This window comes from Acinetobacter sp. UBA6526, assembly GCF_002434875.1.
GTDB classification, from domain to species: domain Bacteria; phylum Pseudomonadota; class Gammaproteobacteria; order Pseudomonadales; family Moraxellaceae; genus Acinetobacter; species Acinetobacter venetianus.
Genome location: NZ_DJLC01000025.1, coordinates 1 through 6,098 on the forward strand (window position 1 = coordinate 1; position 6,098 = coordinate 6,098).

Genomic DNA, 6,098 nt, shown 5'->3' on the forward strand with positions numbered 1-6,098 from the left:
TTTAGCAAAATTTCAGTATTTGCAGTCCAAGTTTTTTCACCCGCGTTTTGTGTGTGTGAATTCTCTTGTTCTTGATCCTGTTCTTGCTCCTGTTCCTGTTCTTGGCTTCGAAGGGGGTTTGAAGGGGCTTCTAAGGGGCTATTGTTTTTAGCACTTCCGTCGCGCTTTTGAGTCATGCAAAATGCTTGCGCGTATTTATCGAAAAAGCTTGCTAGGAAAGGGTTTGAAGGTAGTGAGTCATAGTCTTTTTGTACACTCTTACAGCGGTTGTCAGCTGGCTTTAATGAGTCAGCCACTTGAAAGCGCGCCATTTCATGCACCCATACCGTTTCACTAGCCTCGTCATAGCTACAAAAACCCGCTTCACATGCACTTCGAAGCCCCTTTGAAGCCCCTTCTAAGCCCAATCCAGTTTCGTGGGCAACATATAAAAGTGGCATGTAATAAAGACCAAGCATATTTGCATGCGGGCTTGTCATTAAATACATAGCAACAATTACAGCCTCAGGGCTGCTGCGTAATTTCTTTCCAGTGGTACCCGTCCAGAAATGTGGAGACACTTTTGCATAGTCGCGCATAGTTATTCACCCTCCTTTAAAGGGGCTTTGAAGGGGCTTGTGATGGGTAACATAATCATTATTCACCCCTTACTAACTTCACTAACCCACGCTTTCCCAGCTGACGAATAATCCTTGGTGGAATAAACTCGTTGTTGATCTTGTATCGTGTACGTGACTTTTCTTTCACTTGAATTAACAAGTGTCCATCTTCCATTAGACGGCGAACTGCTATGGCTTGCCCCCCCATATGAGTAATTTCTTCAAGCATGTAAAATCTTTCTTGAGCTTCTATTGCTGCGTTCATTTTTGACAAAGGCATTGCAGCTAGTTCTATTGCTGTGTAGATTTTCACTGGCTGCTCTAACGGAATCACATTTTCAACAGGTGATTTAGAAACGGATATTTCCTGCTTTCTCTTTACTACATATTTCATGACTCACCAGCCTTGGGTTTTATGTAACCTCCAAATGAATGCACCTGATCAGCTTTTATGAGGCTGCTGACAATCTGCTGAGATAGCCATTGTGTTATTCGAAATTGGCGCGCCATAGTTTCTGAAAATTCAACTTTGGTAACTGCGGCATTATTTTCGTCATAACCTTTTGATCTTAAGTTTTGTTTCTTTCTTTCAAACATAAGATCAAGCAATCGCAATGCGTGTTCATAAAATGATTGAACCTGCTGATCTTGCTTAAACTCAGGTTGTTTTTGAAATTTGGAGTTCATGAAACCTCCTTTTGTGCATCTAAAGCTTTACTCAAATGAATCTACTCATCATTTGAATAGCTTTTGCAAAGTGGTGAAATGTTGTTTTCGAGATGTGAATCGTCACTCATGTCATCATCTAATATGATTTTATTTACACGGCGATTTTGCTGAAGTTCGACTGGTGTGGCGTGTCGTATTTCATTATCAGAAACAAGCAATTTATGGTTTTTAGACTTAATCACTCGTAAAGTGTTGGTAAAATTTCGCTGAACCTCAAACAGATCATCTGAGTGAAAGTTACGACATGCCCCAGTTAGTACAACCACATCCCCAGCTATAAAATCAGCATCAGCTGATAGTTCGAAATCTGTAGAAATCAAACAATGCTTGCATTGCTCTGCTTTAAATTCACTGCACTTGTTAGCGCATGGGTGTTTTGGTATATTCATCTTGTTCAATCTCGCTATAGATTTGGATGCCTAAAAGCCTGATGTCAGATATCAGGCTTTTTTAATTTCTAAAATTTGTGATTCGGGGTTTACCCCTACACGCCCAACTAATCCCAAACTCTCCCTTTTCTTCCTATTTTTATTAGCCCTTTCAAGCATTAAGCTAACCTCGTGGTAATCCCCCATGATTGCTTTTTCTAAAAGGATAATTGCTTGATGTGCATAATCTTTACCGCGAACATCTGCGATAAGTCGCAATCGCTCCATCATGTCTGGGAGCATCTTCAAACGAAGATCTTCTTTTTCAAGACTCATACAACCACCTGTTGCTCTACTTTTTTTCCTAAAAAGAAGTTAAACAAACCCTCATGGGTTAGTTTTTTTTCGCTGGCATCAACCATCTTTTGAATGGTGTCCATACTTGGTTTTTTACGGCCGTGAATTAAGTGAGACTCCATATATCCATAAGAAATGCTTGTTACTTCACAAAAATGGATACGTTCACTTTTCTCTAACCCACGCCAAAAATCGTAAAGAGTGAGCATAAGTACACCTATTAGGTAAATTAAATATAAATATACCTATTAGGTAAATAAAAAACAACCTGTCAGGGTATTTATTTTTTCTACCTAGCAGGTAAATTATCAAGTAATTAAAAGGTGGTAGAGTTCATCATGGCTGAATTGCAAACAATTCATGAGATAAGACTTAGTAATACTAGAAAGCTTATGAAAGACTTAGGTATAAGCAGGTCTGAATTTGCTGAAAAAATTGAAATGTCTTACAACTTGCTCAGTCAATACATTGGAAAGAACCCAACGAAGAATATTGGTGATGAAACGGCTGAAAAAATTGAACAAGCTTTCGGTAAACCTAAAGGATTTTTAGATCAATCTATTGCGCCACCAATCAATGTGCCGTCCAAAGATGAGGTCTATATATCACCTTTAAGATTCAATTCATCCGATGAAAACAAAAACACAGTAAGGATTCCTGTGCATAAAAATGTTAAAGCTTCATGTGGCAATGGAGTCACAAACTTTTTGGAAGAAATTACAGATTATCTTGATATAGATCCATATATATTGAAGCTGCTTGGTATTAAGGCTAATCCTAAGAACCTACGTGTAATTTATTCTGCTGAATACAGCATGTGGCCAACCGTAGCGCCTGATAGTCCTTTATTTGTAGATGTATCCCCTGTTGATACATCAAGCATCATCAATGGCGATGTCTATGTGTTTATTCATAGTGGTTTATTACGCATGAAGCGAATCTTTATAAGCATTGATAATGAGACGGTGCGCCTGCAAAGTGATAATCCTGATAAGAATAAATACCCAGATGAAGTTATTACCAAAGAGCAGCTTAACGAATTGAGTTTTGTTGGTCACTTAGAGTCGGCTTTAGTTAAACCATAATAAAACTGTGAACCCGACACAGTCATGACAACAGATCGGGTGGAGAAAGAAATGGTTGATAAAACTGAAATCAGTAAACCAATTGAAATCAAAGATAATTCTATTGAAAGGGTTGCTTATGATTTAATGGTTTTAATTTCCCAAGAGGAGACTTTTTACGGAAAATCCAAGTCCAAGGACGAAAATCCAAGAGAGTACTATCTTAAGTTATATAACCAATGTCATAAGACCGTTGCAAACAGATCCTTAGATGTCAATATTACTCTTGAGAGTTAAATACATAACTACCCGAAGCTTTCAATGAAATTTTTGAGAGCTTCTTTTTGTTTTTCATTCTGGACATGGATAATTACTTCATTGTCAAAACCAAATAAGTAACTTTCAATTGCTTTTACACCATTAATCGCATCTAAGGCGTTGTGACCATTTTCAACCAGATGGTTAATAGTATTAGTACGCCATTCTTTGCGGTCTTCTATAATTCTCATTTAAATAAACTCCATCCAGCCCACCCAGTGTGGGTTTTCTTTTATCTATTAAAACATAATATTTTACCTATAAAGTATAAATTAATTTATTAAATTTTACCTTGCAGGTATTTACATTATTTTACCTTGTAGGTATATTTACCTCATACACAGCAAAAAGCCCTGACAACTTCCTACGGCGATCAGGGCTTTCCACAACATGAGGTTGATTATGGAACAAAACACAATTCAAAGCAATTCAGCTTTTCAATTTGGAAAAGTTGTATTGGGTACATGGGTAACTGCAAGTCTTTTAATCGTTGGGATAGCTTCAGCTGTTTCATCTTGTGATTACCAAACAGCACATTCAAGCCAACCAACATTAGCAAACGTAAAGCCAAGCTACTACGGCGTTATGACACTAAAACTTACTTCTGACATTACAGGCGAAGCTGTTATTAATCTTGATGGTTTCCGTGTACCAGTAAAGTTTGTTTTCGATAAACATCCCGATAGCTACGGCGTACCTGGTTCAGAGTTCACTGCTGTAGACATCATTAATCTTGAGATCGGTCAAATCACTGATGCTAACGGCAACAACTATAAAGACTTCACGATCTACGACGATCACAGAAACATCAATGCACAGCTAGCTGCATACATTGAAAAGCACAAACTGGCGGAGGCGATCTGATGGAAAAGAAGCGCTTCACTACCCCATTCTGCGAGTTTATTACCCGCGATGAAAAAGGACGCTATCACGTCCGTCTTGGACCACAGACTTTTTCTACAAATTATCGCCTTACAGATATTCGTCTTGAGACCGAAAACGGCGGTACACCTGTAGATCCTGATTTGTTGAAAGCTAAGCCTTGGATACTTCGCAACTTACAGCAAGAAGTAGAGTTCCGACGCAAAAAAGAACGTGCAGAAATGTTTTCTAAAGAATGCTTTCAACGCACTCCGTACAGTGCAAACCAACGTATGTCTTATAACAACGCTAAATCTAATAAGGGGTTGTAATCATGGCTCTTAATATTATTACTTCTGATCAGCCCCTACAGGTTAATGCAATCATTACCTATATATATGCTGATCCTGGTCTTGGTAAAACCTCAATGGGATTTACTGCGGATAAAGCAGTTTCATTCGACTTTGACAAAGGTGCTCATCGTACTGGTGAGTTACGTCGCGGGGCAGTTATTCCAGTTCAAAAATGGACTGATATAGCAAATCTAACTCCACAGGATCTTGCACCTTTTAATACTGTAGTAATTGATACAGTGGGTGCAATGCTTGAGTGTATTAAGACTCACCTACTCGGTATCTCTGAAAATCGCCAAAAAGATGGAACATTAAAGCTTAAAGCCCAAGGTTCAGCCAATAATATCTTTAAGAGTTATGTTCATATGCTTATTGCAATGGGTAAAGATGTTGTTTTCATAGCCCATGCAGTTGAAAGTGAAAATGGTGATCAGACTATACATCGCCCAGATCTAGGTGGGAAAAACCGAAATGAGCTTTATCGAATAGCTGATGTCATGGGTTATTTAACCACTGTTAGAACTCAAGAAGGTAAATCAGCTCGCGTAATAAGTTTCAATCCTACCGATACTCATCATGCAAAAAATGCTGGTGCATTAGGTGGTGAAACTGGTGAAGTTTGGGTTCCAGATTTAAAAACCAGTCCAACTTTCTTGGCTGAACTCATCTCACAAGCAAAAGCCCACATCAATACCCTTACACCATCTCAATTAGCATCTGCTAAAGCTTTTGAGGAATTTGAGAACTGGAAACAAAGTTGCAATGAAGCTGAACACGCGGGTGATCTAAACCAGCTAACTGAGTCATTAGTTAAAGACCATATGTATTACCAGAACATGCGACAAGCTATGTTGCAACGCGCTAAAGCACTGAATTGCACTTTTGATAAAGAACAAAATAAATGGATTAGTCCTCCTGAATTTTTAGGCATCAGTGACGCTCAAAGAGATGAACTCCAAGATTTTATTGCTGAGCGCGGCTTGGATATCAAAAGCGTATGTGAATACCTTGGCTTAGATGCATTAACACAAATTGAAGCTTCAAAACTTGAAGCTGTAAAACAGGAAATCGACAACCTAGCTAAACAGGAATTACATGCATGAGCGCAATAATTTTAGACACTGAAACTCATGACATGAACGGCTATCCAATCGAGATAGCCCATGTTCCTGTCTACTTTGAAAATGGTGAATTAAAGGCAAATAAAGATGCTTGTTTTGATGAGTATTTTTCTTGCCCCGAACCTATAAGCTACGGCGCAATGGCTGTGCATCACATTCTTGAATCAGACATTGCTGGAAAGCCAAGCTACGAAACTTTCCGTTTACCTGATGGTATTCAATTCATTATTGGCCACAATGTTGATTACGATATTCAAGCTATAAAACTGGCCGATAAGAATATAAACGTTAAGGCAATTTGTACTTTAGCTTTGGCGCGTATGGTATG

12 protein-coding genes and 1 pseudogene are annotated in these 6,098 nt (G+C 38.5%); 6 read left to right on the plus strand and 7 right to left on the minus strand.

The genetic code is table 11. The annotated features are described in order from the left end of the window. From B4237_RS01945 to B4237_RS01970, 6 genes are all read right to left on the minus strand, one after another. Positions 1-578 (minus strand): hypothetical protein (locus B4237_RS01945; protein ID WP_286941066.1); only part of this gene is annotated, 578 nt, incomplete at its 3' end. 58 nt (positions 579-636) lie between these two features. Then, positions 637-993: a hypothetical protein gene (locus tag B4237_RS01950; protein WP_286941069.1), complete on the minus strand. Its 357-nt coding sequence runs from the start codon at positions 991-993 to the stop codon at positions 637-639. Then, on the minus strand, positions 990-1,286 hold the full coding sequence (locus tag B4237_RS01955; protein WP_286941071.1) for a hypothetical protein: 297 nt from the start codon (positions 1,284-1,286) through the stop codon (positions 990-992). Before B4237_RS01955 ends, B4237_RS01950 begins: the two co-directional genes overlap by 4 nt. A 41-nt stretch (positions 1,287-1,327) precedes the next feature. After that, the gene (locus B4237_RS01960) at positions 1,328-1,717 is read right to left on the minus strand and encodes a hypothetical protein (RefSeq protein ID WP_286941073.1); all 390 of its coding nucleotides are present in this window, start codon (positions 1,715-1,717) and stop codon (positions 1,328-1,330) included. 51 nt (positions 1,718-1,768) lie between these two features. After that, on the minus strand, positions 1,769-2,032 hold the full coding sequence (locus B4237_RS01965) for a hypothetical protein (protein ID WP_118902752.1): 264 nt from the start codon (positions 2,030-2,032) through the stop codon (positions 1,769-1,771). Beyond that, positions 2,029-2,262: a hypothetical protein gene (locus tag B4237_RS01970; RefSeq protein ID WP_045503992.1), complete on the minus strand. Its 234-nt coding sequence runs from the start codon at positions 2,260-2,262 to the stop codon at positions 2,029-2,031. Before B4237_RS01970 ends, B4237_RS01965 begins: the two co-directional genes overlap by 4 nt. Positions 2,263-2,391: 129 nt before the next feature. On the opposite strand from B4237_RS01970, the gene B4237_RS01975 reads away from it, so the two are divergent. Both B4237_RS01975 and B4237_RS01980 read left to right on the plus strand, forming a co-directional pair. Beyond that, on the plus strand, positions 2,392-3,138 hold the full coding sequence (locus B4237_RS01975; protein WP_286941077.1) for a S24 family peptidase: 747 nt from the start codon (positions 2,392-2,394) through the stop codon (positions 3,136-3,138). A 51-nt stretch (positions 3,139-3,189) separates the two neighbouring features. Beyond that, on the plus strand, positions 3,190-3,414 hold the full coding sequence (locus B4237_RS01980) for a hypothetical protein (RefSeq protein ID WP_286941079.1): 225 nt from the start codon (positions 3,190-3,192) through the stop codon (positions 3,412-3,414). An 8-nt stretch (positions 3,415-3,422) separates the two neighbouring features. Here B4237_RS01980 and B4237_RS01985 read toward each other — a convergent pair whose 3' ends face one another. Then, positions 3,423-3,626, minus strand: coding sequence for a hypothetical protein (locus tag B4237_RS01985; RefSeq protein WP_286941080.1), 204 nt, complete (start codon positions 3,624-3,626; stop codon positions 3,423-3,425). A 211-nt stretch (positions 3,627-3,837) separates the two neighbouring features. Here B4237_RS01985 and B4237_RS01990 point away from each other — a divergent pair, with 211 nt between their 5' ends. The 4 genes and pseudogenes from B4237_RS01990 to B4237_RS02005 all read left to right on the plus strand — a co-directional run. Then, a complete protein-coding gene (locus B4237_RS01990) occupies positions 3,838-4,299 on the plus strand; it encodes a hypothetical protein (protein WP_286941082.1) in 462 nt (153 codons plus the stop codon). Further along, positions 4,299-4,628: a hypothetical protein gene (locus B4237_RS01995; RefSeq protein WP_286941084.1), complete on the plus strand. Its 330-nt coding sequence runs from the start codon at positions 4,299-4,301 to the stop codon at positions 4,626-4,628. Before B4237_RS01990 ends, B4237_RS01995 begins: the two co-directional genes overlap by 1 nt. A gap of 2 nt (positions 4,629-4,630) precedes the next feature. Continuing rightward, entirely contained in the window at positions 4,631-5,752 is a 1,122-nt protein-coding gene (locus B4237_RS02000; protein WP_286941085.1) for an ATP-binding protein, read from the plus strand. Then, positions 5,749-6,098 (plus strand): annotated as a pseudogene (locus B4237_RS02005) (3'-5' exonuclease); the annotation flags it as partial. The gene B4237_RS02000 and the pseudogene B4237_RS02005, both read left to right, overlap by 4 nt.

Coding starts and splice junctions, on each gene's coding strand:
- B4237_RS01965 (WP_118902752.1), bottom strand. CDS start 2,032: ATGAGTCTTGAAAAAGAAGATCTTCGTTTGAAGATGCTCCCAGACATG.
- B4237_RS01995 (WP_286941084.1), top strand. CDS start 4,299: ATGGAAAAGAAGCGCTTCACTACCCCATTCTGCGAGTTTATTACCCGC.
- B4237_RS01980 (WP_286941079.1), top strand. CDS start 3,190: ATGGTTGATAAAACTGAAATCAGTAAACCAATTGAAATCAAAGATAAT.
- B4237_RS01960 (WP_286941073.1), bottom strand. CDS start 1,717: ATGAATATACCAAAACACCCATGCGCTAACAAGTGCAGTGAATTTAAA.
- B4237_RS02000 (WP_286941085.1), top strand. CDS start 4,631: ATGGCTCTTAATATTATTACTTCTGATCAGCCCCTACAGGTTAATGCA.
- B4237_RS01990 (WP_286941082.1), top strand. CDS start 3,838: ATGGAACAAAACACAATTCAAAGCAATTCAGCTTTTCAATTTGGAAAA.
- B4237_RS01950 (WP_286941069.1), bottom strand. CDS start 993: ATGAAATATGTAGTAAAGAGAAAGCAGGAAATATCCGTTTCTAAATCA.
- B4237_RS01955 (WP_286941071.1), bottom strand. CDS start 1,286: ATGAACTCCAAATTTCAAAAACAACCTGAGTTTAAGCAAGATCAGCAG.
- B4237_RS01985 (WP_286941080.1), bottom strand. CDS start 3,626: ATGAGAATTATAGAAGACCGCAAAGAATGGCGTACTAATACTATTAAC.
- B4237_RS01975 (WP_286941077.1), top strand. CDS start 2,392: ATGGCTGAATTGCAAACAATTCATGAGATAAGACTTAGTAATACTAGA.
- B4237_RS01970 (WP_045503992.1), bottom strand. CDS start 2,262: ATGCTCACTCTTTACGATTTTTGGCGTGGGTTAGAGAAAAGTGAACGT.